This window comes from Veillonella sp. R32, assembly GCF_010093125.1.
Lineage (GTDB): Bacteria > Bacillota > Negativicutes > Veillonellales > Veillonellaceae > Veillonella_A.
Genome location: NZ_NMZQ01000011.1, coordinates 54,773 through 81,569, shown reverse-complemented (window position 1 = coordinate 81,569; position 26,797 = coordinate 54,773). Strand labels below are relative to the sequence as shown.

18 protein-coding genes, 1 tRNA gene and 2 pseudogenes are annotated in these 26,797 nt (G+C 40.1%); 18 read left to right on the top strand and 3 right to left on the bottom strand.

Going from position 1 to position 26,797, the window contains the following annotated elements; translation table 11 throughout:
* The first annotated feature begins 251 nt into the window (after window positions 1-251).
* Together VER_RS03215 and VER_RS03210 are read left to right on the top strand one after the other, a co-directional pair.
* Window positions 252-1,526, top strand: a complete 1,275-nt coding sequence (locus tag VER_RS03215) for an MFS transporter (protein ID WP_162099439.1) — start codon at window positions 252-254, stop codon at window positions 1,524-1,526.
* A 184-nt stretch (window positions 1,527-1,710) separates the two neighbouring features.
* On the top strand, window positions 1,711-2,619 hold the full coding sequence (locus VER_RS03210; protein ID WP_162099438.1) for a DMT family transporter: 909 nt from the start codon (window positions 1,711-1,713) through the stop codon (window positions 2,617-2,619).
* A gap of 189 nt (window positions 2,620-2,808) precedes the next feature.
* On the opposite strand, the gene VER_RS03205 is transcribed toward VER_RS03210, so the two are convergent.
* Window positions 2,809-2,882 (bottom strand) — tRNA-Gly (locus VER_RS03205).
* A 58-nt stretch (window positions 2,883-2,940) separates the two neighbouring features.
* Window positions 2,941-3,585 carry a hypothetical protein gene (locus VER_RS03200; RefSeq protein WP_162099437.1) on the bottom strand — a complete coding sequence of 215 codons (645 nt, stop codon included), beginning with the start codon at window positions 3,583-3,585 and terminating at the stop codon, window positions 2,941-2,943.
* Between the two features lie 137 nt (window positions 3,586-3,722).
* Here VER_RS03200 and VER_RS03195 point away from each other — a divergent pair, with 137 nt between their 5' ends.
* The 8 genes and pseudogenes from VER_RS03195 (at window position 3,723) to VER_RS03170 (ending at window position 17,635) form a co-directional block, all read left to right on the top strand.
* A complete protein-coding gene (locus VER_RS03195; protein WP_162099436.1) occupies window positions 3,723-4,328 on the top strand; it encodes a carbonic anhydrase in 606 nt (201 codons plus the stop codon).
* A 217-nt stretch (window positions 4,329-4,545) separates the two neighbouring features.
* Complete coding sequence (locus tag VER_RS03190; RefSeq protein ID WP_162099511.1) at window positions 4,546-5,868, top strand: MFS transporter; 1,323 nt, start codon at window positions 4,546-4,548, stop codon at window positions 5,866-5,868.
* Between the two features lie 92 nt (window positions 5,869-5,960).
* On the top strand, window positions 5,961-6,380 hold the full coding sequence (locus VER_RS03185; protein ID WP_162099435.1) for a GNAT family N-acetyltransferase: 420 nt from the start codon (window positions 5,961-5,963) through the stop codon (window positions 6,378-6,380).
* A gap of 875 nt (window positions 6,381-7,255) precedes the next feature.
* The gene (locus VER_RS03180; RefSeq protein WP_162099434.1) at window positions 7,256-7,804 is read left to right on the top strand and encodes an ESPR domain-containing protein; all 549 of its coding nucleotides are present in this window, start codon (window positions 7,256-7,258) and stop codon (window positions 7,802-7,804) included.
* A gap of 6 nt (window positions 7,805-7,810) precedes the next feature.
* Window positions 7,811-8,455, top strand: a pseudogene (locus tag VER_RS10515) (hypothetical protein); the annotation flags it as partial.
* A gap of 294 nt (window positions 8,456-8,749) precedes the next feature.
* On the top strand, window positions 8,750-17,053 hold the full coding sequence (locus VER_RS03175; protein ID WP_370456466.1) for a hypothetical protein: 8,304 nt from the start codon (window positions 8,750-8,752) through the stop codon (window positions 17,051-17,053).
* A 15-nt stretch (window positions 17,054-17,068) separates the two neighbouring features.
* A pseudogene (locus VER_RS10440) lies at window positions 17,069-17,188 on the top strand (YadA-like family protein); the annotation flags it as partial.
* Window positions 17,174-17,635, top strand: a complete 462-nt coding sequence (locus VER_RS03170) for an S-layer homology domain-containing protein (RefSeq protein WP_370456465.1) — start codon at window positions 17,174-17,176, stop codon at window positions 17,633-17,635. The pseudogene VER_RS10440 and the gene VER_RS03170, both read left to right, overlap by 15 nt.
* Before the next feature lie 142 nt (window positions 17,636-17,777).
* Here VER_RS03170 and VER_RS03165 read toward each other — a convergent pair whose 3' ends face one another.
* Complete coding sequence (locus tag VER_RS03165) at window positions 17,778-18,680, bottom strand: diacylglycerol kinase family protein (protein ID WP_162099433.1); 903 nt, start codon at window positions 18,678-18,680, stop codon at window positions 17,778-17,780.
* Between the two features lie 297 nt (window positions 18,681-18,977).
* Here VER_RS03165 and VER_RS03160 point away from each other — a divergent pair, with 297 nt between their 5' ends.
* The 8 genes from VER_RS03160 to VER_RS03125 all read left to right on the top strand — a co-directional run bounded on the left by VER_RS03160 (window position 18,978) and on the right by VER_RS03125 (window position 26,735).
* Window positions 18,978-19,673: a GntR family transcriptional regulator gene (locus VER_RS03160; protein WP_162099432.1), complete on the top strand. Its 696-nt coding sequence runs from the start codon at window positions 18,978-18,980 to the stop codon at window positions 19,671-19,673.
* Window positions 19,674-20,061: 388 nt separating this feature from the next.
* Window positions 20,062-21,051, top strand: coding sequence for a molybdopterin-binding protein (locus VER_RS03155; RefSeq protein ID WP_162099431.1), 990 nt, complete (start codon window positions 20,062-20,064; stop codon window positions 21,049-21,051).
* A gap of 76 nt (window positions 21,052-21,127) precedes the next feature.
* Complete coding sequence (locus VER_RS03150; protein ID WP_162099430.1) at window positions 21,128-21,547, top strand: thioesterase family protein; 420 nt, start codon at window positions 21,128-21,130, stop codon at window positions 21,545-21,547.
* Window positions 21,544-22,362: a glutamate racemase gene (gene murI, locus VER_RS03145; protein WP_162099429.1), complete on the top strand. Its 819-nt coding sequence runs from the start codon at window positions 21,544-21,546 to the stop codon at window positions 22,360-22,362. The genes VER_RS03150 and murI overlap by 4 nt, the downstream gene beginning before the upstream one ends.
* 17 nt (window positions 22,363-22,379) lie before the next feature.
* Window positions 22,380-22,919, top strand: coding sequence for a hypothetical protein (locus VER_RS03140; RefSeq protein ID WP_162099510.1), 540 nt, complete (start codon window positions 22,380-22,382; stop codon window positions 22,917-22,919).
* Window positions 22,920-22,931: 12 nt separating this feature from the next.
* The gene (locus VER_RS03135; RefSeq protein ID WP_162099428.1) at window positions 22,932-23,585 is read left to right on the top strand and encodes a coenzyme F420-0:L-glutamate ligase; all 654 of its coding nucleotides are present in this window, start codon (window positions 22,932-22,934) and stop codon (window positions 23,583-23,585) included.
* Window positions 23,586-23,686: 101 nt separating this feature from the next.
* Window positions 23,687-25,405 (top strand): hydantoinase/oxoprolinase family protein, encoded by a 1,719-nt coding sequence (locus VER_RS03130; protein WP_162099427.1) that lies wholly within the window; start codon window positions 23,687-23,689, stop codon window positions 25,403-25,405.
* Complete coding sequence (locus VER_RS03125; protein ID WP_162099426.1) at window positions 25,395-26,735, top strand: histone deacetylase; 1,341 nt, start codon at window positions 25,395-25,397, stop codon at window positions 26,733-26,735. Before VER_RS03130 ends, VER_RS03125 begins: the two co-directional genes overlap by 11 nt.
* The last annotated feature ends 62 nt before the right edge of the window (window positions 26,736-26,797 follow it).

The following is a 26,797-nucleotide window of genomic DNA, read 5'->3' as shown; positions in this document are numbered from 1 at the left end:
CTTTTTATTTATAAAAGGACTTTATCACTATTGTTTAATAGGTTTTTATTGAGCTTTGGTTTGCATATAAATTATGAATAATGCCGTATATAAGTAAGTTATAACGTTATTTAAATGTCGTAAAAATCAATATATCATAAAAATTAATATTTAAATTCAACTTTTGCAATTTTACAGAAAAAGTTTATAAAGATATAATAAGCCACTGTAGCAAGGTTATTAATCATTTATATAAGGAGATGCTAAGCGCTATGGAGGCTGGAAAAGAAAAGCTATGGACTTTGCCGTTTGTGTTAGATACGGTCATTAATTTATTGGTATTTTTAATTTATTATTTGTTGATTGTTATCATTGCTGTGGTGGCTAAAGATTCGTTACACGCTACTTCAAGTCAAGCGGGGCTAGCTGTAGGAATTTATATTATAGGTACGGTAGTGGCCCGTATATTTGCAGGCCGCTTTGTAAGTACTTTGGGGGGCCGTAAAGTATTATATGTAGGCCTTGGAATTTATTTGATTTCCACTATTTTGTATTTTTATATTCCTAATTTAGTTGTATTAGATACGATCCGTTTTATAAATGGCTTTGCCTATGGGATTACGTCTACGGCTACCAGTACGATTGTAGCAAGTGTTATTCCAAAGTCGCGTCGTGGTGAAGGGATTAACTATTATGGCTTGAGTACTAGTTTGGCCGCTGCGATTGGGCCTTTCTTGGGGATTTTCTTGTTGTCAATTACTAATTTTGATATGATTATTGCCCTCTGTGTTTGCTTGGTTATACTTTGTGTCATCGGCGCGTTCTTGATGAAATATGAAGAACCTAAACTTAGCGAAGCTTTAATTAAAGAAGAATCGGGTCGTCGTATTTCTGATTATTTAGAACCACGAGTTAATTCGATTACTTTAATTTCAATATTAGTTGGTTTTGCTTATTCGGGCATTTTAGGATTTATGGCGTCTTATACTCGTGAAATTAATATGGTGCAAGCGGGGACTTGGTTCTTTGTGGTGTATGCAGTAATTATTACATTGACTCGTCCATCTTTAGGCCTTATATTTGACCGTAAAGGTGAAAACTATGTGTTGTATCCTTGTTTTATTTCCTTGGCCATTGGGATTTTATTATTAGCTTTTGCTGATGCAAGTTGGATGATTTTATTGTCTGCTTTATTTGTAGGCCTTGGTTATGGCACCTATATGTCAAATGGACAAGCAGTAGTTGTTAAAATGGTACCATTCCATCGTATTGGGATTGCTACTTCTACGTACTTTATTGCACTTGATATTGGCTTAGGATTTGGACCTTATGTATTGGGGGGCGTTAAAGAACTTATTGGTTTTACTAACATGTTCTTGTTGACTGCCGCCATTGCGATTGTAGCCTTTATTTGTTATCACTTCTTATATGGTCGTTTGATTGGTACACCGAATGATCCTGCTTTAAAAGCGCAGAAAGAAGAAATGGAAATTCGCAATGAAAAAGGTGAATTTGTGCCAGATCATAGTGTAGCTTCGGCGCACTAATCGTTGTATGTATAAAAACAGTCTGAAAGCCCTAAATAGGTAAGCTAATTCAGACTGTTTTTTACTTTTTATATTATGTTAAAAACTTTTCAGAACTTAATAAATTACCTATTTACTTTATGGTATAGTGGGTATATACTAGGGCAAGTATGTAATTCGTTATGTATGGGAGGATACGATTAACATGTCGGTTAAACAAGCTGAAGGGTTAATGTTATTTGTAACATTTGCGTGGAGTTCGTCGTACTTGTTAATGAAGATTGCGCTTGGTGGGGTGGAGCCGTTTAATCTGATTGCCTTGCGTTTTGGCATTGCGTTCATATGCGTAGGCATTGTATTTTTTAAATTGTTTAAGAAGTGTACTTGGCCTATATTTTGTAAAGGTGTTGGTCTAGGCGCTTTGGTGTGGATTTCTTTATTTGGTACGGTCACAGGGGTTAAATTAACAACTGCATCGGCGGCGGCTTTTTTAGGGACTACTACTGTCGTATTGGTGCCTATTATTGAAGGCTTGTGGCGTAAAAAGTGGCCACCTAAATTAACCATCTTGAGTATTGGGTTAGCCTTTTTCGGTTTAATCCTATTTACTATTAAAGAGGGGTTTTCCTTGGATGTAGGCGCATTATATTGCCTATGGGGAACCTTAGGGTATGCTAGTTATATCATCATTTTAGGTAATATAGCTAAAGGTAAAGATGGCATTCTAATTAGTATGATTCAATTTGGTGCTATTGCTGTTTTAAGTACCTTGAGTTCTTTAGTTTTTGAAACACTTCGTTTACCGCAAACTAAGGAACAATGGGGCGCTGTATTGGTGTTAGCTGTTGTGTGTAGCGCTTTTTGTTTCTTAATGCAAATGATAGCACAACGTTATATTTCACCATCTAAAATAGGGCTAATTTACTCTATGGAACCGGTGTTCGCTGCTGTATTGGCATATGTTTTCTTACATGAAGTGTTAGGTACACAGGAATATATAGGTGCTATTTTTATTATGATCGCTATTGTACTTAAAAATATTGTATATCGTAGTAAATATGCTTTATTACAGCGTAAACGAAAACAGTGGACAAGACGGCGAGTAGCGAAGTAAAAGAGAAATAGAAGAGCGACATAAAAAAGTAGGCGCCAAGAGGACACGTAATTTGCGTTTCTCTTTAGCGCCTCAAAATAAATTATAGAATCAATAAAAAGAAGCCATAGCGCGCTTGCGCTATGGCTTTCATAGTTTTAGTTAATTATCAGCTGCTGTAGAGTTAATAGTTAGCTTGTTTTGAATTTATGGAGCGGCCGATGGGAGTCGAACCCACCTCTACGGCTTGGGAAGCCGTCGTTCTACCGATGAACTACGGCCGCAATTTCTAGTACTTGTTCATTTTATCAAGTTTAGAAAGTTTTGTAAATAGGGTAATCTTTACGAATTTAGACGATTAATATACTCAATCTTATCTGGCATAAAGAGAACTCGCGCTACACCATAGGCATAGGCAGATAACTCATAAGGTTGATACAGCATAGCGATGGCTCCATTGCCTAAGAGAATATAATTATCATTATGTATTTCTATATCAGGTAAGCCAAATAACTGATTAGGTAAGAGGCGATTTTTAAAATTTTGACTATAAACAGGTAGTAGTGAGGACCCTACAAATTCTTTTAATTGCTGATTGCTGGCTAGTTTTACATAATTGTAGGCAGGGATGCGCTCTCCAGTATGCTTGTTAAATACCAGGCCTTGTTGGGTATAATAACCGTGGGCTGCTTGATCGTTATACCAGCCTTGTTCTACCCATAAAGATAATACATCTTCGTCTTCGTAGGTGACTTCATAACGCATGGCGACTTGATACATTTTTTCTTGGTAGTACATGTTTTGCATGCGCCCTACATAAGAGGCAATTAATTGGTTCATCGATTCTTGGGCTTGTTCGTTAGCTACATAAATTAGGGGATACTGTAATGTTAAATTTGTATCTGTTTGTGTCTTTTCTATGACTTGGCCTTGGGTGGTAATGGTGAAACAACAGAAGGCAAAGGCGAGAGCGAGTAGTTTTTTCATAGTAACCTCCTAGATGATGTAAGTGATGATTTAGATAGTTTATTAACTCTATTGTAACGTGTGAAATAGAAATTGCCAATCCTTTTGAAAGTGTACTATAATAAAGCTTGAAATAGGCAGTTTCAGGAGGTTTTAGTATGACACTGTTAGATGAAATTTTAAAAGCAAACGAAGCCTATGTGGCTGATATTGTAAAAGAATATGGCGAAGGAGGCATGCCTGCTAATAAGGCACCGCAACGCCACATTGCGATTTTAACATGTATGGATACCCGTCTAGTGGATTTATTAGAACGGACTATGGGGATTGATCGCGGTGATGCCAATGTAATTCGTGTAGCTGGTAATTGCATTACGGATGTATTTAGTGATGTTGTGCGTAGCTTAATTGTCAGTATTTACGAATTAGGAGCTAAAGAGATTTTTATTGTTGGTCATGAAGACTGCGGTATGGAGAAAACCTGCCCTGATGAATTATCTAAACGCATGATTGAGCGCGGTATTTCAGCCGAAGCGATTACGATGATTCGTTGTGAAATGGAACGCTGGGCTAATCATTTCTGTCATTCGGAACAGAATGTAGTGAAAGCGGTGGCACAACTTCGTCAGAACCCGTTGATTCCGGAAGATGTTAAAATTCATGGATTAATGTTAAATCCGTATACAAGTAAATTGACTGTTGTTGTAGATGGTAATAAAGAAAATGTAGAGCTTGACTCTATGCCAGTTTGTACCTGCTGCTAAATGTAAAACCGTTATCTTATTCACAAGTGTGTATATAAGATAGCGGTTTTACTATGTCTAATATTTAGAAAAATAACTTTAGTGTAAGGTAACTATATACGTTATACTTGTAATAAATGTATATCATTCATTTATGAAGTAAACGGAAGCGGTAAATACCTGTGTAGGAGGTCTTAGTTTGCAAATAGAAAAAAATACTAAAATACTAATTACCCTTATGATTGCCTCTTTTTTGACACCTTTTTGCGGGAGCTCACTTAATTTGTCGATGCCAGATATTGGGCGTGCATTTCAAGTGGGAACGTCAGAATTGAGTTGGGTAGTGGAAATCTTTTTGATGACTTGTGCTATTTTTACGGTGCCTATGGGACAGTTGGGAAATCGTATTGGTAAGAAAAAAGTGTTTTTTATGGGAACGGTGTTATTTTCTATCAGTTCCCTTTTGGTGTATTTTGTTATAACGATTCAGTGGCTAATGGTCCTTCGTTGTATTCAAGGCATTGCATCGGCTATGCTCTTTTCTACTGGTACGGCTATAGTAGCGCTCGTATATCCTCCTGAACGTAGGGGATGGGCTATGGGGATGGTGGTCTCCGTGGTTTACATTGGTTTAGCGATTGGGCCTGTTATTGGGGGCTTTTTAAATTATCGCTTTGGCTGGCAAAGCATTTTTTATTTTATTGGTGCCTTAGGGGCCATTGCGTCAATTATGACGATTCTGTTTATGAAAGAAGATTGGATTAACCGTGAGCAAGGTCATTTAGGAAGTGTCAGTATCTTTTTGTATGCCGCATCGCTTATTGCTGGTCTTTATGGTTTGTCTGAAATTGTAACAACCTGGTGGGGTAAATATTTGTTGGCTGTAGGTATTGTATTTACTGTTTTATTTGCAGTACATGAAGCTAAGGTGCCTAAACCATTGTTGCCAGTGCGGATTTTCTTGGAAAATAAGACCTTTTCCTTTTCTAGCTTAGCGGCTATGTTAAATTATAGTGCTACGTTTGCTGTAGGATTTTTGCTATCTTTATATTTGCAGATGATTATGGGCTATGATTCGGAAACTGCTGGTTGGTTTTTGTTAGTGCAATCCATTGTTATGGCTTTATTGTCGCCCGCTATGGGAGCCTTATCGGATCGTTATGGTTCAGCTATATTAGCATCGTCGGGTATGGGCGTTATCGCAGTGGGCTTATTAGTTGTATGGCGATCTATGAATATGGGTTCTATGTTACTTATTGTGCTCGGTTTAGTTGTTGTAGGGATAGGCTTTTCGATGTTTTCTGCGCCTAATAATAATGCTATTATGAGCTCTGTGCCACCGGCTTATTTTGGAATGGCCAGCTCTGTGATTAGTACCGTTCGTTTGTTAGGACAAGTGCTTAGTATGGCCATTGTAGCTTCAATTTTATCTCGTACAACGAATGCTGCTACTAGTAGTATGGACCCAGCGACTTTATTACCTAATATTCAATATGCATTATTGGTGTTTATGGCATTTTGCATCATTGGTATAATTCCTTCGATGATTCGGAATAAATAATATATGCGCTATTGTAGTATATGGTATAATGACTAGGACTGAATTACTTTTTATTGTGTAATATAAGAGAGAAATAAAAGGAGTGGCTATAGATGTCTTGGTCAGTTGAAATTTATTCGGAATTGCCTGAAACGGCACGGGCGATTCGTCAAGCTGTATTTGTAGAGGAACAAGGCTTTGAAGATGAGTTTGATGCTATTGATGCAGAAGCTGCTCATTTGGTAGGTTTTGTGGATGGCAAGCCTGTTTGTACTTGTCGGTTTTTCCGTGAAACGGAAAATTCACCAGTGTTTATTATAGGACGTGTAGCTGTTAATAAAGATTATAGAGGGCAACAATTGGGCTCTAAACTTTTATTAGCCGCTGAAGATTTTATTCGAGTTATGGGTGGTTTAAAAAATAAATTAGCGGCTCAAGTGAGAGCAAAAGGGTTTTATGAATCTTTGGGCTATACTGCTGAGGGGGCTGAATTTGATGAAGAAGGCTGTCCTCATGTATGGATGGTAAAATAACATAAAGTAGTAATGCGTAAAGCTGGCGATGTAAGGTCGCCAGCTTTTTTTTGTCGTTTAAGAGGAGATAGTAATTAAATACTCATTTATTTGTTGAATGTTGTTATTATTAATTGTGATGAAATGAAAAAGCGTACTAATCTATGAATTTAATATACATTTGTCTTTTAAGAATGCAACTAAAGTTGATTAATTTAGTTAAGATAAGAATAGGGAATATATAGATAATACAAGGATATATATGATGTTGGATTTGTAAAATAACTAGCTAATTAGTGTGAATATATTGGTAATATTAATGACGTATTATTATAGATAAGTTATCGTATTTTTGGAATATAACTTATATGAAGTTATTGTGAGTTGATATTGAGTTTCAGGTAGTTGTCCGCATACATTAAACAGTTTGTTAAACGTTTTCATTTAAAACATTCGATTTATCGTAAAAATAACTGATGGAATCTTACTTAAAAAATTGCAAAATCAAACTCTGAAGATGATGTGTTATTGCCTATTGATTCAACGTTTATGCGGGTTTTGCTTTGGTGTTTAGTGTACTAATTATATGTTTAAATGAAATATAACTACAATGGTATTGATTTTTATGAATTCTGGTAGTACAATAAAAATGATAATAGAACTTTCATGAAATAACCATGTTTTTATATAGGGCTAATTCGAGAATTTTGGCCTTAAATTATTAATCTTTTATAAAGTTTTGATAGTAAATTAACTAATATCTAAAATTTATGGTTGTAGAATGTGAGTTTTGTATATTGTGTTGTGTATTTTAGTTTTAGGGGGTTTTTAATAACTAAATAGGCTAGAGATTATGGTTGTATCTAAGATTGGGTCGTAGGATAGGAGTAGGTATAATGAATAAGATCTATAAAGTTATTTGGAGTAAAACAAAAGGTTGTTACGTAGTAGCTTCAGAATTTGCTAAACGTGAAGGCAAAGCAGCTAGTTCTCATCTAGGTGTGGTACGTGCCACATTTGCCACCTTTTTTGTAGCAAGCTTATTAACGGGTAGTGTGTTGGCTGCATCTACGGTTATGACTCGAGATCCAAATAATAATTTATTGATTGGTGCAAATGCTAATGCAGCTTCAGAGAACTCTATTGTTGTTGGTGACGATATTACTGTGGGGGAAAAAGCAGATGATTCTGTAGTAGTAGGTGGCTCGTACACAGAAAATGGTGTTAAAACCGATACTACAGTGACTGCCTTGAATTCGGTTGTTGTAGGTTTAGGTAACACTGTTAATGGATATACCAAAGATATCAATAACATCAACAAGGATACCAATGTTTTCAATACAGTAATTGGTACAGGGAATGTTATTGAAGGGCAGAATGTAGCAAATAAAGGACAAGTATTTAAAAATGTAGCTATTGGTTATAAAAATAGAGTGGCTACGTAAAATTCTGTTGCCATCGGTGCTGAAGCAGAAGTAACAGGCGTTTCATCGGTAGCTATTGGTGATAAAGCAAAGGCATTAAGTGGCAATACATTAGCTATTGGACAAGGGGCTAATGCAAATGATCAGCGGTCTACAGCAATCGGTGTGGGCGCTACAACAGAACAACGTGATAGTATTGCCATTAATGCGGTAACAAAAGGCACATATAGTATTGCCATTGGTTCTACTTCCTCTACAGGGGGTGGCGCAGATAATGCTATTGCCATTGGTAGACAAGCGACAGTTGGTGACGCACTTTCAGATTCTATAGCAATAGGACGCCAAGCGACTGCTACTGGTAATGCTTCTAAAGCGGTTGTTATTGGTTCAGATGCTAGTGCGACTGTTGCAGGTGGTGTAGCGCTAGGGGATCGTTCTATAGCTAATGTAACGAATGGTAAAAAAGGTTATGATCCGTCTACAAATGCACAAAGCACATTAACTGATAGAACTTGGAATAGCACGTATGCAGCTGTGTCTGTAGGCAATGATAGTGCAACACGTCAAATTGTGAATGTAGCAGCTGGTACGAATGATACGGATGCTGTGAACGTAGCTCAATTAAAGGCCGTTACATTAAATACTACAGCTGATGTGAAAACGGCTAGTAATACCGGCAAAGGTAAAGTAAACTTAGCAACTCAGACTTTAAATATTGCTGGTGGTGCTACGGGTACTGCTACTACGACTAAAAATATTAAAACGTCGTTAACTAGCGATCCTACGAAAATTCAAATTGATTTAGTAAAGGATGTTAATCTAGGCTCTAATGGTTCTTTAACAACTGGCAATACAGTTGTTAATAATAGTGGGGTAAAGGTTGCTAATGGCTCTCAATCTACAACATTAACTGATGGTGGATTGACGATTACTAATGGCCCAACAATTTCTACATCTGGCATTGATATGGGCAATGATCAAATTACTAAATTGGCCAGTGGTTCCGATGGTACTGCCAATGGACAGCCAACGTATAATATATTGACAAATGCTGCTAATATCGGTGATGTGAAGAATATTACTGAAGGTGCTAAAACTGAAGTTATCAATAACTTGACTGCAAAAGGCATGAATTTTGCTGGTAATACTGGTACAGTTCATCGCGATTTAGGTCAAACGTTAAATGTTGTTGGCGGTCAAAATGATACAACTCAATTAGTAGATGGTCCTAATATCGGTGTTGTTGCTTCCGGTACAGGCAATAATGCAGGCTTAACCATTAAATTGGCAAAAGACTTAAAGGGCTTGAATACGGTAACGGCTGGTTCGGCTGTAATAGGTAACCAGAGTGGTACAGTAATCAATTCGAACGGCAGCCAATCACAAGCTCCAACTGGTAGCTATGTAACTGGTTTAAGCAATACATCTTGGGATGTGAAAAATCCATCGTATGTATCTGGCCGTGCGGCTACAGAAGATCAATTGAAGGCTGTAACTGATGCACTTGGTAATCAAGTAGCCAGCAAAGGTGACGTTCGTTTAGTTAAAAATCCTAATGCCACTGATGGCGCATATAAAGTAACAGATAATAAGGTAACCTTAACTGTTCAGGACCCTAATGATGTAGCTAATACTAAGCAAGATGTTGTAATTGACGATGTAGCATCAGCTACTGATTTAGAAAACTTAAGTGACCGTACAGTTAAATATGATTTGAACGGCAACACAGTTAATAAAGACAAAGTCACTCTTGAAGGTACCAATGGTACTCAAATTCAAAACTTAGCAAGTGGTGCTACTGGTAAAGATGAAAACAATAAGCCAGTGTATGGTAGCGATACTAACGCAGCTAACATTGGCGACGTGAAATCTATTGCGGACCAAAAGATTGACGGCGCTAAAACTGAAATCACTAATAATTTAACGGCTAAAGGCTTGAACTTCTCTGATGATAAAGGTACAGAAGTGCATCGCAACCTTGGCGAAACCTTACAAATTGCTGGCGATGGCAAGAATATTGCCACTGTGGCAGATCCAACAACTGGTAAAATTACAGTTGGTTTAACTAATGACCTTACTATTGGTGGCCCTGCTGGTGCAGACGGTAAAGATGGTAAAGACGGTGCTATTGGCGTTAAAGGTGCAGATGGCAAGTCTGGCGTAACCATTAATGGTAAAGACGGTTCCATCGGCTTAACTGGCCCTGCTGGTAAAGACGGCGAACCAGGTAAAACAATTACTATTAAAGGTATTGACGGTCAACCAGGCGTAGATGGTAAAGATGGCATTACTCGTATTGTTGTAGATAACCGTGAAGTTGCAACCCTCGATGACGGCATGGTTTATACTGGTGATACTGGCCGTGCAGCTGTTAAATTGAACAAGACTGTAAATATTGCAGGTGGTGAAACAGATGCATCTAAATTGGCTACAGGCAATAATATTGGTGTTGTAGCTAAACAAGATGGTGAAAATGGTAAGTTAGAACTTCAACTAGCAAAAGACATCAATCTTGGTAAAGATGGCTCTGTAACTACAGGCGATACAGTACTTAATAATAACGGCTTAACTATTACTAATGGTCCATCTGTAACTAATTCAGGTATTAAAGCTGGAGACCAGCAAATTACTAATGTAGCAAGTGGTGCTACAGGTACAGATGAAAATAATAAACCAGTATATGGTAATGACACTAACGCAGCTAACATTGGTGACGTGAAGAACATTACTAATACAGCGAACGAAGAAGTGGTTAATAAAGGCTTAAACTTCTCCGCTGATTCTGGTGATGAAGTTCATCGTAATCTTGGTCAAACCTTAGCTATTGGTGGTGACCAACAGAATATTACGACAAGCACTGATCCAGATAATGGCAAAATTACCATTTCCTTAAAAGACGATATTATGGTAGGTCAGCCAGGTAAGGATGGCCAACCAGGTAAAGATGGTTCTATCGGTGCTAAAGGTGCAGATGGTTCTAGTGTAGTTCTTAATGGTAAAGATGGTTCTATTGGTTTAACTGGCCCTGCTGGTAAAGACGGCGAACCAGGCAAAACAATTACTATTAAAGGTATTGATGGTCAACCAGGCGTAGATGGTAAAGATGGCATCACTCGTATTGTTGTAGATAACCGTGAAGTAGCAACTCTTGATGATGGCATGGTTTACACTGGTGATACAGGCCGTGCTGCTGTTAAGTTAAATAAAACTGTAAATATTGCTGGTGGTGAAACAGATGCATCTAAATTGGCTACAGGTAAGAATATTGGTGTTGTAGCTAAACAAGATGGTGAAAATGGTAAGTTAGAACTTCAACTAGCAAAAGACATCAACCTTGGTAAAGATGGCTCTGTAACTACAGGCGATACAGTACTTAATAATAATGGATTAACTATTACTAATGGTCCATCTGTAACTAATATAGGTATTAACGCTGGAGAAAAACAAATTACTAAGGTAGCCAGTGGTTCTGATGGCGTAGATGCAAAAGGCAATAAAACATACAATACAGATACCAACGCAGCTAATATTGGCGACGTGAAGAACATTACTAATACAGCGAACGAAGAAGTGGTTAATAAAGGCTTAAACTTCTCCGCTGATTCTGGTGATGAAGTTCATCGTAATCTTGGTCAAACCTTAGCTATTGGTGGTGACCAACAGAATATTACGACAAGCACTGATCCAGATAATGGCAAAATTACCATTTCCTTAAAAGACGATATTATGGTAGGTCAGCCAGGTAAGGATGGCCAACCAGGTAAAGATGGTTCTATCGGTGCTAAAGGGGCCGATGGTTCTAGCGTAGTTCTTAATGGTAAAGACGGTTCTATTGGTTTAACTGGCCCTGCTGGTAAAGATGGCGAACCAGGTAAAACCATTACTATTAAAGGTATTGATGGTCAACCAGGCGTAGATGGTAAAGATGGCATTACTCGTATTGTTGTAGATAACCGTGAAGTAGCAACACTCGATGACGGCATGGTTTACACTGGTGACACTGGCCGTGCAGCTGTTAAATTGAACAAGACTGTAAATATTGCTGGCGGTGAAACAGATGCATCTAAATTGGCTACAGGCAATAATATTGGTGTTGTAGCTAAGCAAGATGGTGAAAATGCTAAGTTGGAACTTCAACTTGCTAAAAACATCAATCTTGGTGCAGATGGCTCTGTAACTACAGGTGATACTGTTGTGAATAACGACGGTGTAACAATCAGTAGAACTACTCCAGGTGAAGCTGGTGCAGACGATACTAATAGCAAAACAACTATCGGCGCTGATCAAATCGTTGTAAATGGTCAAGATGGCAAAGATGGTGTACCTGGTACTGGTATCGTAATCGGTAACCAAGACGTAACTCCAGTTATTATTGGTGAAGATGGTACAACTACAGCAGGTAAACCTGAATCTGGTAACTTTGTAACAGGTCTTGAAAATACAACTTGGAATCCTGCTGAAAATGGCATCGTTCCAGACCGTGCAGCTACTGAAGGTCAAGTAAAAGAAGCGGTTGATGGTGTTACATCTGATGTAACAACTAAGGGCTTAAACTTCTCCGCTGATTCTGGTGATAAAGTTCATCGTAATCTTGGTGAAACCTTAGCTATTGGTGGTGACCAACAGAATATTGCGACAAGCACTGATCCAGATAATGGCAAAATTACCATTTCCTTAAAAGACGATATTATGGTAGGCCAACCAGGTAAGGATGGCCAGCCAGGTAAAGATGGTTCTATCGGTGCTAAAGGGGCCGATGGTTCTAGCGTAGTTCTTAATGGTAAAGATGGTTCTATTGGTTTAACTGGCCCTGCTGGTAAAGACGGCGAACCTGGCAAAACAATTACTATTAAAGGTATTGATGGTCAACCAGGCGTAGATGGTAAAGATGGCATTACGCGTATTGTTGTAGATAATCGTGAAGTAGCAACTCTTGATGACGGCATGCTTTACACTGGTGACACTGGCCGTGCTGCTGTTAAATTGAACAAGACTGTAAACATTGCTGGTGGCGAAACAGATGCATCTAAATTGGCTACAGGTAAGAATATTGGTGTTGTAGCTAGTCAAGATGGTGAAAATGGTAAGTTGGAACTTCAACTCGCTAAAAACATCAATCTTGGTAAAGATGGCTCTGTAACTACAGGTGATACTGTTGTAAATAATGATGGTGTAACAATCAGTAGAACTACTCCAGGTGAAGCTGGTGCAGACGATACTAATAGCAAAACGACTATCGGCGCTGATCAAATCGTTGTAAATGGTCAAGATGGCAAAGATGGTGCACCTGGTACTGGCATCGTAATTGGTAACCAAGACGTAACTCCAGTTATTGTTGGTGAAGATGGTACAACTACAGAAGGTAAACCTGAATCTGGTAATTTTGTAACAGGTCTTGAAAATACAACTTGGAATCCTGCTGAAAATGGCATCGTTCCAGACCGTGCAGCTACTGAAGGTCAAGTAAAAGAAGCGGTTGATAGTGTTACATCTGATGTAACAACTAAAGGCTTAAACTTCTCCGACGATCAAGGTACAGAAGTACATCGCGACCTTGGTGAAACCTTACAAATCGCTGGTGATGGTCAAAATATTGCCACTGTAGCAGATCCAACAACCGGTAAAATTACAGTTGGTTTAACTAATGACTTATCCATTGGTGGCCCGGGTAAAGACGGTAAAGATGGCGTTGATGGTACAATCGGTGTTAATGGTGCAGATGGTAAATCTGGCGTAGGCATTGATGGCAAAGACGGCATTAGCGTTAAAGGTGCTGATGGCAAAGACGGCGTAACGATTTTTGCTCAAAACGGCAAAGATGGTAAAGACGGCTCTGAAGGTCACATCGGTTTAACTGGTGCTCCTGGCAAAGATGGGGAAAACACGTATGCAGACATTCATGTAATTGAAGGTCAACCAGGCGTTAATGGTGTTGATGGTAAAGATGGCTTAACTCGCATTGTTTACGAAGACAAAGGCGGCACAACTCATGAAGTAGCCACCCTTGATGATGGCATGGTTTACACTGGTGACACTGGCCGTGCAGCTGTTAAATTGAACAAAACAGTTAATCTTGTTGGTGGTCAAACAGATGTAGCTCAATTAGCTGATGGTCCAAACATTGGTATCGTAGCAAGTCAAGATGGCGACAATGGTAAATTGACCGTTAAATTGGCTAAAGATATTAACCTTGGTGAAGATGGTTCTGTAACTACTGGTGATACTGTTATGAATAATGATGGTGTAACCGTAGGTGGCACTGATACAAATACTAAAGTAACAACTGGTGGTGTGACTGTAACAGGCCCTAACAGCTCTACATCTCTTACCGATAATGGCTTAACTATTAACAATGGCCCATCAGTAACTGCTGATGGTATCAATGCAGGAAATAAACAAATTACTGACCTTGCTAGTGGTGGCGATAAGAATGCAGATGGTTCTTACGTGACAGATGAAAATGGTAAGCAGGTTTATTCCGATGCAGTAAATACTAATGGTGCTAATATTGGCGACGTTAAGAATATTGCAGACCAAAAGGTTGATGGTGCTAAGACTGAGATTACTAATAATTTAACAACTAAAGGCTTAAACTTCTCTGATGATCAAGGTACAGAAGTACATCGTGACCTTGGCGAAACATTACAAATCGCTGGTGATGGCCAAAACATTGCCACTGTAGCAGATCCAACAACAGGTACAATTACAGTTGGTTTAACTAATGACTTATCCATTGGTGGCCCTGGTAAAGACGGTAAAGATGGCGTTGATGGTACAATCGGTGTTAACGGTGCAGATGGAAAATCTGGCGTAGGCATTGATGGCAAAGACGGCATTAGCGTTAAAGGTGCTGATGGTAAAGACGGCGTAACGATTTTTGCTCAAAACGGTAAAGATGGTAAAGACGGCTCTGAAGGTCACATCGGTTTAACTGGCGCTCCTGGTAAAGATGGGGAAAGCACGTATGCAGACATTCATGTAATTGAAGGTCAACCAGGTGTTGATGGTACGCCAGGCAAAGATGGCTTAACTCGCATCGTTTATGAAGATAAGGCCGGTAAACCTCATGAAGTGGCCACTCTTGATGATGGCATGAAATATGCTGGTGATGATGGCAAAGCTGATAATGCTAAAGTACTCAATAAGAAGTTAAACGAACAATTAGACATTGTTGGTGGTGCTACTGGTACCTTGAGCGATAATAATATTGGCGTTAATAATGTAAATGGCCAATTAAAAGTTCAATTAGCTAATAATGTACAACTTGGTGGCTATGGCAAAGATAATGGTAAGATTACCATTGCTGGTAAAGATGGTGGCGGAGTAATCATTAATGGTGAAGATCGCTCCATTACTTTCCGTGATGCTACTAATGGAGACCGTGCTCCAATTGATGTAACTGTTGTTCAAGCAACTAAAGATGATGAATTAGGCGTTGGTAATCGCGATGCTAATCATACACGTTTATCCGTAGGTGGCAATGGCGGTACTGACTATGTAGCATACTTATCTGATGGGACCGATTATCATGGTGATGTTGGTGAAGCTGCAGTAGGGTTAAATAGCATTGTATCCTTAAAAGGTGGCGTAACTGAGGAATCCTTATTGACCGATGAAACTATTGGCAATATCGGTGTAGTTGCTGAAGAAGAACATAGTGAAGCTGGCAGCACCGCTAAATTATCTCTTCGTTTAGCAAAAGACTTAAAAGGTCTTAACAGTGCAGAATTTGGTAATATCCACATTGGTAACCAAGCAGTAACACCTGAAAAAGCTGATGGTACAAAACTTGCTGAAGAAACAGGGAGCTTTGTCACTGGCTTAGGTAACACTGAATGGAAACCAAACGAAAAAGGTATTGTAAGAGATCGTGCCGCTACAGAAGGTCAATTGCAAGATGTAGCTGACTCCATTACTAAAGGTACTGGAGAAAATGCAACTGGCGGTTTCGGCTTAGCTGACCAAAATGGCTTGGAAGTAAAACAAGATCTTGGCAAGACAATTGCTATTAAAGGAGGCGCTACTGAAGGTACAGGTAAATCTAACATTACAACAACCATTAAAGATGGCGCTCTTGAAGTAAGTCTTAACAAGGACATTAAACTTGGTCAAGATGGATCCATTGCAGCTGGTAATACAACTATCGATAAAGATGGTGTAGATACTAATAAAGTAACGACTGATGAAATTGCAATCAAAGACTCTGGCATTAGCATTACTAAAGATGGCATCAAAGCTGGGGATAAACAAATTACTAATGTAGGTAGTGGTGCTACTGGTGTAGACGCTAACAAGAAACCAGTATATGACAACGATACTAATGGTGCTAATATTGGCGATGTGAAGAATATTGCTGAAAATATTGCCAATGAAGCCGCTGAAGGTGTTCGTGCTAAATCTGGTAAGAACATTACTGTTAAAGAAGACAACACGGTTAACCTTAATGACAAAGTGGTAATGGGTAATATTGATGCCAATGGTAATGGTAAAGTTACCATTGATGCCACTGGCCAAGGTAATATTGTAGTAGGCGATAAAGGTCAAGTTAAGATTGACGGCAGCGGTAATGGTTCCATTAAAGTAGGTGATAAAAACAGTATTGTAATCGGTATGCAAACCGTTGAAACTACAGCGCCTAATACTGGGGTTGTAAAAGATGAAGGCGAATTTGGCAATTTCATTACCGGCCTTGACAATAAGGATTGGAATCCAGCTGAAAAAGGCATCGTATCTGGTCGTGCCGCTACGGAAGATCAATTAAAAGCAGTAGATGATAAGATTCCTGGTGGTCGTATATTTGCTGGTGACACGGGCGCAGCTACGGTAGGCTTAGGTGAAAGCTTAGCTGTTACTGGTGGCGTAACCGATGCATCTAAACTTAGCGACAATAATATTGGCGTTGTAGCTGATGGTAAAGGTTTACAAGTTAAATTGGCTAAAGATTTAACTGGTTTAACAAGCATTACGACTGGTGATACGACGAATAATACCGTAGTCAATGGCGATGGCTTAACCATTTCTAATGGTCCAACGATTACACGTGATACTGTTGATGTAGCTGGTAATAAGATTACTAATGTAGCTGATGGCTTAGTGGCTGAAGGTTCGAAAGAAGCTATAAATGGTGGCCAGTTATTCTTACGTGATCAAGCTATTAGTGGATTAGGTAACTCTATCAACAAACTTGGTAATCGAATTAATCGTGTAGGTGCTGGGGCAGCGGCTCTTGCAGCCTTACATCCACTTGATTTTGATCCTGATGAAAAATAGGATTTCGCAGCTGGTTATGGTAACTATCGTGGCGCTAACGCAGCAGCTATTGGTGCTTACTATCGTCCTAATGAAGACACTATGTTCAGCATCGGCGGTAGCATTGGTGGTGGTGAAAATATGATTAATGCAGGCGTAAGTATTAAATTAGGCCAAGGCAATCATGTATCCACTAGCCGCGTAGCTATGGCTAAGGAATTGAAAGATCTTCGTAAAGAAGTGGAACAATTGCGTAGTGCTCTTGTTGATGTAGCCGCTGGTAACAAACTTGATCCAACTAAGACTAAATTATTCCCTGATGTTCCTAAGAATCATTGGGCTTATGAAGAATTAGCTGTATTAGCTGGTAATGGTTTGGTTGAAGGGTATCCAGATGGAAACTTCAGTGGTGATCGCATGATGACTCGCTATGAATTTGCAATGATTGTATATCGTCAAATGCAAAAAGGCGCGGAAATCAGTGATCGACTCTTCAGCGAATTTGAACCAGAATTAGAACGTATTCGTGTTGATGTGGTAGCTAAAGATAAAGATGGCAACCCAACGATTGAACGTGTACGCGTGATTCCTGGTCGTGGTTAAGATACTAAACAGATAGAGTAAACAATTCCTATAACCCTCTATAATCGTCTCTAACCTAAAAAGGACTATAACTTACACCGTAAGGTTGTAAGTTATAGTCCTTTTGTTATAGGGGTAAATAAGATTCGATTTTAATGATTGTTTATTTTTTCTTTTTATCAGGTACATAGACCTGTAAGAAGCCCGGTAATACTTCTAAATCCACCGGCATGAGGGGTCCTTTGTTACCATCCATGTTAGTTGGTAATTCAATATCATCTAAGAGTGAAATCTTAGCTTTGCGAACTTTTAGAATAGTTACATATTTGGAGGTGTAAATGGAGCCTCGTAAGATAAGTGGTAAAATGCGAAGTACATCCATGATAAAGTATTCTTTGAAGATGATAATGCGCATATAACCATCATCCACAGAGGCTAAGGGCATAAACTTTTCAAAACTAGACACCACATTAGTTAATAAGGCAATTACTAATGGGGAGCGTGTTTTGAAATCGTGATCTTCTGTTTTGATGTGAAAACTATAGTCTTTGGTTGTGAAAAGAGCTTGACCACCTTTAACAAAGTAAGCCAGTGGGCCTAATAATTGTTTTTCTTTAGGTGTTACTTCCTCCACTACTTTAGGAATGACACCGGCTGCAATATTGTTACAAAAGTATTGATTATTACAGCGTCCAATATCTACATGCCGTATTTTACTGTATTTTAAAGCACGTATAGCGGCGAGAGGCTCTAAGGGAATATCAAGAGCCCTTGACATATCGTTAACGGTGCCTACGGGGACAAAACCGAATTTAGCGGTGCCGCCACCTTGGGCAATGCCATTAACTGTTTCATTAATGGTACCATCGCCACCCATGCAAAATACGGAGTGGTATCCATTTTCTGTAGCTTCTTTAGCAAAGCGAGTAGCATCGCCTGCTTTGGTAGTGAATTTTACTTCCATATGTTCAAAGAGGGTGCTTAATTGCCATTGTAATTCCATGGCATATTGTGTTGCACGACCTCCACCCGAAACGGGATTGATAATAATTAAACAGCGACTCATGTATATATTCTCCCGTGTGTATTTTAGTTGACGCATTCCATCTAATATTTATATAATTAGAGTAAAATAGTCTGTAGAATTTTATAAGTTTATGAAGCGTTTGCTTTCTAATACGAATGTATAAAATTATAATATATATTATCTATATATTATCTATATATTATAGTATACTAAAGATTGGCTGTCATTAGAAAGAGTGACATGTAAGATATATATACTTTTATTTTATACCTAAGGTTAGTAGTGCTTTTATCTTAAGGTTAGTTATCCTACTATCATTGAAAGTTGAGGTCCCCTATGGCGAAGCAAGAAGAATATCATCTTAATGCGATTGACTCGATTGGCCGCTTACCATTGAGTGAGCAAGTGTATGTAACATTGAAGCAAGCTATTTTAACAGGTGCATTGAAGCCCCAAGTGAAATTGAATGAAGTAAAAATTGCTGAACAATTAAATGTAAGTGCTACGCCTGTGCGTGAAGCGTTCCGTAAGTTGGCAAAGGATAATTTAGTTGTTATTAAGCCTTGGAAAGGGGTAACCGTAAAAGGGTATACGCCTGAAGAAATTATTGGTATGTATCAATGTCGTGAAGTCATGGAAGGTTTAGGGGCTCGACTTTGTGCTGAAGTTTGCACAGATGACCAGATAGAAGAATTGCAAAGTCTTTGTGATGCGGGCGCGGCTACTACAGATGCGGAAGAACGAGTTCAAATTAATAGTCGCTTTCATACACTGATTTCCTTCTTCTCCCAGAATGAACGGGTTATGGATTATTTAGGCGAGTTCCGTGAAATGGTAAATCGTGATATGTATATTAGTACTATGGACCAAGCACGTACGGATTCTTGTAATCAAGAGCATGCGGACATTATGGCTGCAATTCGCAAGCATGATCCAGAGGCGGCCGAACAGGCTATGCGTAATCACATTCGTAATGCGTTTGTATTTAAAAAAGCTCATGCAGATTTACGAGCTAAAAAATTTGGCTTGTAAGAGGCTCATTGTGTAAATGAGGGAGCAAGAATGGAGTTAGAAATGAGTACTTTCTAAGAAAAGTGTGTGCTGAATAGACATAATGGTGGCAATTTGCATGAAAAATTGCAAATTTTGCATAAGACCTGTTTACATTTTTCTTACAGTTTGCTATAATCATTTCAGGATGTGACCACAGAGTCATATCTCGGGGCACCCCCCAAAGCCCCTAAACATTTGAATGTGATTCAAATGTTCTCTCTCTCTTTTTTCTCAAGCACAAAAGCCTCGGCAGCAGCCGAGGCTTTTGTGCGTTTTAAATATTATGTTAGACATATTTATAGTCATACTTTGAATGTACATGACGGAAGAACAACTATCTCTTGTGCAAGATTGGTAGGAGGATGGAATGAAACGAGTTGCTGTAGCGGAGGCTGTAGGCCAAGTATTGGCTCATGATATTGCGCGGATTGTCATTGGTGAAGTAAAGGATACTCCTTTTCGTCGTGGTCATGTCATTGCTACGGAAGATATAGAGGCTTTGTTAAAGTTAGGCAAAGAACATGTTTTTATAGAGGAACCTGGTGATGCACTTGCGTTTAAGCATAAACTACATGAAGAAGACGTGGCCCTAGGTTTGTATGAATTATGTGCTAATGATAGTTTATATGCCTCTGATATTAGGGAGGGCAAAATTGAAGCTTTTGCTGCTTGGGATGGTATGCTTAGCATTGATGTAAGTCGTTTGCAGGCGATTAATAGTATTGGTGAGCTTACTATTGTGACAAAATTTACGCACCAAGCGGTGAAAAAAGGCGATAAAGTAGCCGGTATGCGTTGTATTCCTTTATGGCTTGATACGGTACAATTGGAGCAAGCTAGATCGATTTGGCAAGGCGTACCTTTGATGCGAATTAAGCCTTTTGTGCGCCAAAAGGTAGGGATTGTTACAACCGGTTCGGAGGTGGCTACAGGGCGCATTAAAGATGCGTTTCGCCCAATTATTGAAGAACGAATAGCACCGTTTGGTATGTCTGTTATAGCACAAGAAATAGTGACGGATGATACGGAACAAATTGTAAAGGCCATCGAGACGGTTAAATCAGCTGGCGCGGATATTATATTTTGTACCGGTGGCATGAGTGTGGATCCTGATGATTTGACACCAGGGGCTATTGCCCGCAGTGCGGCGCAAGTGGTTACTTATGGGCTACCTGTGTTACCTGGTTCCATGGTGTGCATTGCCTATATGGCTGATGGTACGCCTTTAGTAGGCTTACCTGGTGGTGTGTTATTTAGCAAACCTACAGCTTTTGATGTTCTGTTGCCTCGGTTAGCGGCGGACGATCCGATTACCAAGGCTGATTGCGTGGCTTTAGGCCATGGTGGCTTACAATGAACGGTTTGACAGTGTTTCTTAGGTAGCGTACAATGAAGGGTGAGTTATTTTATAGTAATGCGAGGTGAGATAGAAGATGTTTAGCACATCATTGCAGGTGCGATTTTACGAAACAGACATGATGTCGGTAGCACATCATACCAATCACTTACGATGGTTTGAGCTAGGCCGTGTAGAATTTTTCAGAGCCTGTGGCATTACCTTATGGGATATGATGAATGACGGAATTGTGTTCCCAATTACGAAAGTGGCCTGTGAATACAAAGAACCGGCTCGCTTTGATGATATATTGACAGTAGAAGTGACGGTAGCTAAGATTACGCGTGCTCAGTGTGTGTTCACGTATCGTATTGTTCGTGAAGCTGATGGGGCGTTAATTGCTACTGGTGAAACGCAAAATGTATTTACTGATAAAGCTACAGGTAAGGTAGTCCGTTTGAGTGACACTTATTATGAGCCTATGATGCGTACCATGAAGGAGAGACAAAGCGTATGAATAGACTAGGACCAGCTGAGGCTAACACATTGCCAATCGGCGTATTTGATTCTGGTGTAGGTGGCTTGACAGTATTGTCTGTTTTGCGGACAATGTTTCCTCATGAGGATTTTATTTATGTTGGTGATAGCGCCAATAATCCGGTAGGTAACCGGCCTAAAGCTGAAATAAGTCAGATTGCTATGAATATCGGTCATTTTTTAGCAACTGTGCCAGTTAAAATGGCAGTCGTTGCTTGTAACACATTCTCTGTGGTGGCCTTAGAAGAACTACAAGAGACCTTTGATTTCCCCGTAATTGGAGTTAGCAAAGGCGTGCGGACCGCTATTGATATGAGTCAGGCTCGTTCGATTGCTATTATGGCTACTAAGGCGACGATAGAAAGTCATAAACATAAAGAAGAAGCCCATGAGTTGGATGGGTCAGTGGCTGTATGGGAGCAGGCTTGTCCTGATTTAGCCCATTTAATCGAGCAAGGTCATTTGCGTGATGAAGTGATTCACGCGTCCACCAATGCCTATTTAACACCTATCATAGCCAGTGGTGCGGATACAGTAGTACTCGGCTGTACTCACTTTCCGTTTTTGACTGAGTTGATGCAAGGGTTGGCAGGGCCGACTATGCAATTTATTGACCCATCTTATGAAACGGCACAAGAAGTAAAAGATGTGTTGACGGCACAGCAATTGGTGAACCCGCAAACGCAAGCGGGCACGTTAGATATTTGTTTTACGAAGGATTTGCCGTTAGCAAAACGGATGATTTCGTTATTGATTCCGCCAGAAGAATTTACCCTTCGGCATATTAGTTTATAAGGGAGTGGCACATGGATATGTATTTTTACACCTTAATCAACATAATCGTAACGATTATATTTATTGTGGCTGTGCTTTTTGTAGCATTCCGCATTTTTGCTTGGAAGCAAGGGGACGAGCACATCGTTATGTTACCTAAAAAGCGGACCCCATTTGAAGTAGAAGATATTAGCTTTAATCAAGTGACGCTGGTATCGGATATTCCTTTTGTCAATAAAGGCCGTCAAAATGGGACTATCATGGATTTGTATCCTCGTCATTTATTACCACAAGAACAATTTGATGCGGTACAAATTAATTCTTGGACTACCGATGTAGCGGATGAACGCCATGATGGGTATTGGAAGTCAGTTATCATTGAGCCTCGTAAAGGTGGTACAGTTCGTTTACGATTAATTTTAACCGCCAAAACAGGCAATATTCGCAAAGACCTAGCAGGGTTCCCTGACATGAATATCGATATTGTTTATCAGGTTGTAGGCCGTAGTGATTGGCATATTTCTAAAAATCGTTTAATTTTAACCGCTGAAGAATTACAGCAAGCTATGCGGCAGTAGGAGGAGATAACCATGGCAAATTTAGAATTAGTACCGGTTCATACTCGTATACTGACCCATCGAGATGATATTGTAGAAGCAATTATGCACTATGCTGGTGATAATATAGGGCCAGAAGATATTGTATGTGTGGCAGAGTCTGTAGTGGCTATTACGCAAGGTCGTTTAACCCGACCAGAAGATTTGCGTCCTACTTGGCAAGCCCGTTTATTATGCCGTTTTGTACCGCCTGAAGGCTCTATGAGTTCTGTATATGGTATGCAGTCCGCTATGGAACTCGATGGCAAGTGGAAAGTGTTTGGTGCCTTTATTTTGGGTGCTATTGCTAAAGTATTCCGCAAAGATGGGGTGTTTTATCAGATTTCACGGGCTGCAGCCTTAACTGATGACGTTACTGGCACGATGCCACCGTTTGATAAACATATTGTATATGGTCCAAAAGATGCTGATAAGGTAGCTGAACGCATTGTACAGCGCACTGGTAGTTATGGCGCTGTAGTGGCGGATGTAAATGACTTAAAACGAGCTGCTGTATTGGGCCACAGTCGTGGTATGGACCCTAAGCGTATTGCTCGTATTTTGATTGACAATCCGTTTGGTAATGATGATCAAATGACGCCAATCGTTATTATTAAGAATTTTGCCTCCATTTCGGAACGGCAATAATAGAGGAGGCCTAAGGGCCTCTTTTTGTTTTTGTAAATGTTTAGGCAAGAGTATTAATAATCTATGACTAAACTACGATTAAGATATGAAAGGAGAATACTATGTTACTAGGTCTGGATGTAGGTGGTACTTTTACAGATGCCATTGTCATAGACAACGGTCATATTGTACAAAGTCATAAGTGCCGTACGACGAAGCCTAATTTGATGGACGGGATTGAAGCGGCGTTGGCCGGTGTGGCACAGGCGATTGAACCAAGTAAAGTAACGAGAATTACCTTGTCAACTACGATTGTGACAAATGCGCTAGTTATGAATCAGGTGGAGCCTGTAGATTTATATATTATTCCTGGCCCTGGCATGGATATTAGGCCTTTATTGCCTGTAGAGCCTATTGTACTTAGTGGTTATACGGATCATCGTGGCTCCTTAGCAGCGCCTTTGAAGCCGAAAGAGTTAGAAGCATTAAGTGGTGCAAAGAGGCATAAACGGGCCGCTGTATCAGCTAAATTTGCCGTTCGGAATCCCAGCTTAGAACAGAACTTAGTAGATTCCTTGCAGAAGGCTGGCTATAAGAGTGTATCGGCGGGCGCACAGCTTAGTGGAGCCTTGAATTTTCCGCGTCGTACGATTAGTGCCTATTTTAATAGTGTTGTACAAAGTACGTTTCAGGGGTTTGCAACGGCAGTTCAGCAAGCTTTGCACCGCTATGGTTTAACGGCACCCGTGTATATTCTTAAAGCGGATGGTGGCTCATTACCTTTAGCACATATGCAGGCTTGTCCTGTTGAAACGGCCTTTACGGGCCCTGCAGCGAGTGTGCTAGGAATGGTGGCCTTGCAATCTATGCCTAAAGAGATGACAGTCGCCTTGGATATGGGTGGCACTACGACGGATATTTCCTTATGGCAAGGGGGCAAACCGCTTATGGCCCGTGGTGGCGCTATGATACAGCAATATCCGAGTGCAGTTCGTTCGTTTGCGGTTAGTTCAGTCGGTATTGGTGGTGAATCAGCCGTAACACTTAATGACAAGGGGCAGTTACAAGTAGGGCCAGAGCGAGTAGGTCCATCTATGGCTCTTGGCGGTACAGTTCCTACATTAGGTGATGCTTTAATTGTATTAGGTAAAGCCCAATATGGTGATGTGGCCAAAGCTTGGGCTGGCTTGAGCGAGTTAGCTAAAGCTTGGCAAGGCAGTGAGTTAAGGCCTTCTGAAGTAAGTCGCTTCGAGGGTGGTCTTTCAGAGACTAAGGTTGATAGCTTAACCTTAGCCCTGGCTAAGCAAGTAGTGACTCGCGCTGTAACGGTTATTACAGATGGGTTAGCCACTGCTATAGGGCGAGAAAATAAACTCCCTGTATATGTGGTGCGCGATATTGTAGAGCCTCATATTTTTAAGCCACAACAACTTGTGGCGGTTGGTGGTACGGCGGCATCGTTAGCTCCGTTTGTAGCAGAGGCTTTGGATTTACCTTTGGAGATTCCGGCCAATGCACCAGTGGCTAATGCGGTAGGAGCGGCGGTAGCGAAAGAAACGTTGATGATTACGGTTCATTTAGATACGGCTAAAGGGGTGTTAGTAGTGCCGGAACTAGGCATTCATGAGAAACATAAAGGCCTACATGCCGCATCCGAAGTAGAAGCACTGGCTCTACAGTATGTAAAGCAAGAAGCAGAGCGTTTAGGCCTTAGTAATGCCGCTGAAGGCCATATTGTAGCAGTTGAAGATGTGCCTATTATTGAGGGCTGGCAGTCTATGCATCGTTTGATTACGGTGAAAGCGCAATTAGAACCGGGGGTGAGCCTGTATGTTAAATAAAAATAAGCCTACGGAAGCTAATTTAGGATTGGTCTTTTTTCCCGCTTTTGATTGGAAAATTTCAGCGACCCATCCAGAACGGCAAGAACGTTTATTATATACACGGGACCAGTTGTTAGAAGAAGGCCTCTTAGAACATCCTGCTATTCGCGAATATAATCCGCTGTTGGCTTCCTGGCAAGATATTAAACGGGTGCACGTAGGGGCACCATCTTTAGAGAAATGGGTAACGGAAGCTCATCGCGTATCAGTGGGCGGTGCTATCGCAGCGGCGGAAGCGGTGATGCGTGGTGAGGTGAAACGGGCATTTTCACTTGTTCGACCACCAGGTCATCATGCTATGACGATGGTTCATGGCATTCGTGGTTTCTGTACGGTCAATGTGGAAGCTATTATGATTGCTTATTTACGCCGCCATTATGGGGTACAACGAGTGGCCATTGTTGATACGGATGTACATCATGGTGATGGGTCGCAAGATGTGTTCTATCATGATCCAGATACATTATTTATTTCGTTTCACCAAGATGGGCGGACCTTATATCCAGGCACTGGGTTTATGTATGAATATGGCGGTCCGCAAGCGGTGGGGAGTACGGTTAATATTCCGTTACCTCCAGGAACCGGTGACGAAGGGATGCTCACAGTATTGCAAGAACTAGTATTGCCCATGTTAGCTGATTTTAAACCGGATATCATTATTAATTCAGCAGGTCAGGATAATCATTTTAGTGACCCCTTAGCGAATATGATGGTAACGGCTAAAGGGTATGCTAAATTAACTGATTTATTGCAGGCTGATATTGCTGTTTTAGAAGGGGGCTATTCTGTACAGGAAGCATTGCCTTATGTAAATACGGGCATTGTACTTTCCATGGCAGGGCTTGATTACAGTCAAGTGGTAGAGCCCGCTTTTGATGAATATAGTAATCGTCAACGGGGGGATGTATCTCAGCGTATCGAGGGGATTATTAAACAGTGGCAACAGCAGTGGCAACGACGCCATGAAATGCAAGTAGATGCTTTATTAGGGCTCGGAGATTATTGGCATGACCAACGACAAATTTATTATGATGAAACGGGTATTTCTGAGTATCGGCAAGAAACTATCCGTCTATATCCTGATAAAGTAGGTTGGCATAGCATTGATTCACGTAGTGACAGAGGTCCCTTTGGCTCGCAACATGTATTTGCTACTTTTATTCCTTGGCAGGCCGATGAAACGGTGCGCCGTGATGCTTATGAAGCAACTTGGCAAGCTAAAAAAGAAGGCAAGGCTCAGCGTTATGTAGTGGTCGATCCGATGAAGGATATACAAGAAGAATTATAAAAAAACTTAGTGGAGTATAAATATCTGTAAATTGAGAAAACTCGGTAACCATATGATATAAT

Bases quoted from the DNA above. Each gene is read 5' to 3' on its own strand.
- VER_RS03135 (WP_162099428.1), top strand. From the start codon at position 22,932: ATGGCAAATTTAGAATTAGTACCGGTTCATACTCGTATACTGACCCAT.
- VER_RS03200 (WP_162099437.1), bottom strand. From the start codon at position 3,585: ATGAAAAAACTACTCGCTCTCGCCTTTGCCTTCTGTTGTTTCACCATT.
- VER_RS03215 (WP_162099439.1), top strand. From the start codon at position 252: ATGGAGGCTGGAAAAGAAAAGCTATGGACTTTGCCGTTTGTGTTAGAT.
- VER_RS03195 (WP_162099436.1), top strand. From the start codon at position 3,723: ATGACACTGTTAGATGAAATTTTAAAAGCAAACGAAGCCTATGTGGCT.
- VER_RS03180 (WP_162099434.1), top strand. From the start codon at position 7,256: ATGAATAAGATCTATAAAGTTATTTGGAGTAAAACAAAAGGTTGTTAC.
- VER_RS03175 (WP_370456466.1), top strand. From the start codon at position 8,750: ATGGGCAATGATCAAATTACTAAATTGGCCAGTGGTTCCGATGGTACT.
- VER_RS03165 (WP_162099433.1), bottom strand. From the start codon at position 18,680: ATGAGTCGCTGTTTAATTATTATCAATCCCGTTTCGGGTGGAGGTCGT.
- VER_RS03210 (WP_162099438.1), top strand. From the start codon at position 1,711: ATGTCGGTTAAACAAGCTGAAGGGTTAATGTTATTTGTAACATTTGCG.
- VER_RS03185 (WP_162099435.1), top strand. From the start codon at position 5,961: ATGTCTTGGTCAGTTGAAATTTATTCGGAATTGCCTGAAACGGCACGG.
- VER_RS03125 (WP_162099426.1), top strand. From the start codon at position 25,395: ATGTTAAATAAAAATAAGCCTACGGAAGCTAATTTAGGATTGGTCTTT.
- murI (WP_162099429.1), top strand. From the start codon at position 21,544: ATGAATAGACTAGGACCAGCTGAGGCTAACACATTGCCAATCGGCGTA.
- VER_RS03140 (WP_162099510.1), top strand. From the start codon at position 22,380: ATGTATTTTTACACCTTAATCAACATAATCGTAACGATTATATTTATT.
- VER_RS03130 (WP_162099427.1), top strand. From the start codon at position 23,687: ATGTTACTAGGTCTGGATGTAGGTGGTACTTTTACAGATGCCATTGTC.
- VER_RS03170 (WP_370456465.1), top strand. From the start codon at position 17,174: ATGATTAATGCAGGCGTAAGTATTAAATTAGGCCAAGGCAATCATGTA.
- VER_RS03190 (WP_162099511.1), top strand. From the start codon at position 4,546: ATGATTGCCTCTTTTTTGACACCTTTTTGCGGGAGCTCACTTAATTTG.
- VER_RS03160 (WP_162099432.1), top strand. From the start codon at position 18,978: ATGGCGAAGCAAGAAGAATATCATCTTAATGCGATTGACTCGATTGGC.
- VER_RS03150 (WP_162099430.1), top strand. From the start codon at position 21,128: ATGTTTAGCACATCATTGCAGGTGCGATTTTACGAAACAGACATGATG.
- VER_RS03155 (WP_162099431.1), top strand. From the start codon at position 20,062: ATGAAACGAGTTGCTGTAGCGGAGGCTGTAGGCCAAGTATTGGCTCAT.